The 2159-nt window shown below is 66.4% G+C and carries 1 protein-coding gene; it reads right to left on the bottom strand.

Features of this window, described 5'->3' with window-relative positions; genetic code table 11:
* Positions 1-15 precede the first annotated feature (15 nt).
* Entirely contained in the window at positions 16-2103 is a 2088-nt protein-coding gene (locus AB0H75_RS50120; protein ID WP_367809178.1) for an ISAzo13 family transposase, read from the bottom strand.
* Positions 2104-2159: the final 56 nt, after the last annotated feature.

The following is a 2159-nucleotide window of genomic DNA, read 5'->3' as shown; positions in this document are numbered from 1 at the left end:
TGGAGTTGTGAAAATTCAATCTGGCGATTCGTCGCCGGAGGCGTCGGCGACGAACGCAAGAACGTCTGCAGCCGTGGCGAAGTGACGGGTGGCTGGTTCGGGCAGATACCCCTGCTGTTTCAGCAGGGGAAGGACGTCATCGACGGCGTTGCGGATGGTGCCCCGGCTGACGCCGAACAGATCGGCCAGGGTCTGTTGGTTGCATAGGTGGCGTTGGGCCAGGACGGTGGCCAGAACGCGGTCGACGTCGGTGATCTTCTGGGGGAAGACGCCGCGGCGTGTTCCCGGTCGCCGGTCGCCGCCGCGGCGGTGGTGGCGGCGCTGTTCGAGGAGGGCCTGGTAGGGAATGGCGAGCCGTTCGGCCAGGGCGTGGAAGTCCTGGCGTGGCATGCCGGTCAGCTGCGGGTGCGTCAGCGCCTGGAAGGTGTGCATTTGGCTGGTGACCGCGCCGTGGTCGAGCCAGTCACGCAGGTCCTGGGCCTGGGAGAAGTAGTGCGTCGTCTGGCCTAGCGTGATTTTCTGTTCGTCCATGAGGGCCCGGGTTTCGCGGATCGCCTCGCCCATGGTGAATGCGTTGGTGCCGAGCAGAGCGGCCAGGACTTTCTGCGGACAGACCTGACGCAGGTATATGACGGTGACCAGGACACGGTCGGCATGGGTCAGCAGAGGCCGGCCGTGGTTGCCCGGAGCCTTAAGACGTCGGCGGCCGCGTGTCTGGAACTTGCGTTGCTCGGCCTGGGCTGCTTGCGCGGGTGCCAGCAGACCGCACAAGGCATCCAATTCTTCGCGGATCATGCCGGTCAGCCGGGGATCGGCCAGCAATGTCAGGGTGCGAGTGCGGAACTGGTCGCGCTCGTCGGTGCTCAGGGCGGTGCTGCCTGGGCCAGTGGGCGCGATGGTGTAGTTCCAGGTTCCCCGGTGCTCGTGGGCGGTGATCGGAAGTGAGCGCAGGTAGTCGCGGCTGACGGAGATTCCGGTCGGGTAGGCGCCGGTGTCCAGCTCGGCATGCACGCGCAGCCCGGTGCGGGTGCGGGTGGCCGCGATGCTGTTCACCACGACTTCGTGGCTGGTCAGTGGCCTGCCTCGCCAGTTGAGGGTGATGTGGGAGAACAGCCGGTGCTCGATCTTGTTCCACTTGGAGGTGCCCGGCGGGAAGTGGCAGACCGTAACCGTCAGGCCGGTCTCGGCGGCGAACGCCGCCAGTTCGGCCTTCCAGAGCCGGTAGCGGTAGCTGTTGGAACCGCCGCAGTCCGCGGTGATCAGCAAGCGGCTGGCGCTGGGGTGGTCGAGGTGTCCGCGTGCGCGCCACCAGCGGCGGATCGACTCCACCGCAAACACCGAGGTGTCATGGTCGGTGCCCACGTTCACCCAGCCAGAATCGCGGGTCAGGTCGTAGATGCCGAACGGGATGGCCACCTCAACGTCCGGGCCGATGAAGTAGAAGCTGTGGTCCTCCACCTGCACCGGATCGCCCTTCGGGCGCCACTGCCGCCCCGGATTCGGCAACTGCCCGAGCTGCTCCTTCTTCTTGGCGTCGATGCTGATCACCGGCTGACCGGCCGCCTGGTGCTGCTTGACCTGCTCGTTGAGATACCGGAACTGGGCATCACGATCAGGATGTTGGGTGCCCTCCAGGGTCTTGGCGTTGGCCTGAAGGCTGAAGCCCTGGCCGCGTAACAGTCGGCCCACCGTCGGCGCGGAGACAGGATGGCCCTGCCGAGTCAGTTCCTCGGCCAGGTTCCGCAGCGACTTGGTCGTCCAGCGCAGTGGCGAGGTCGGATCGCCCCGCTCGTCCGGCTCCACCAGGGCCAACAGAGCGGTGATCAGGTCAGGATCGAGAGCTTCAGCCAGCTTACGGCCACCTCCGGCCCGTCGCACCCGGCCATCGCGCAGAGGCTCTTCACCCGCTTCCAGCTGGGCCACCCCGGCGCGAACCGTCGTCTCCGAAACTCCTGCCACGGTCGCCACCAGCCGAACCCCGCCATGCCCGAGCAACCGCGCTTCTTGCCCGAGCAGCAGGCGCCGCTGACGCTCATTGAGATGCGGCAGCAACACCGCACACCGTGCCGCGAGCTGCTCGTGAACCTCGCTGGAGATCGCCATACCACTTCAACGAGCCCAAGATCAGAAAGCGACGCCTTATTTCTTGCCGACTCCAC

Source organism: Nonomuraea sp. NPDC050783, from assembly GCF_040802095.1.
In the GTDB taxonomy this organism is placed as follows: domain Bacteria; phylum Actinomycetota; class Actinomycetes; order Streptosporangiales; family Streptosporangiaceae; genus Nonomuraea.
This window is presented reverse-complemented; position numbering and strand designations above follow the sequence as displayed.

Coding starts and splice junctions, on each gene's coding strand:
- AB0H75_RS50120 (WP_367809178.1), bottom strand. CDS start 2,103: ATGGCGATCTCCAGCGAGGTTCACGAGCAGCTCGCGGCACGGTGTGCG.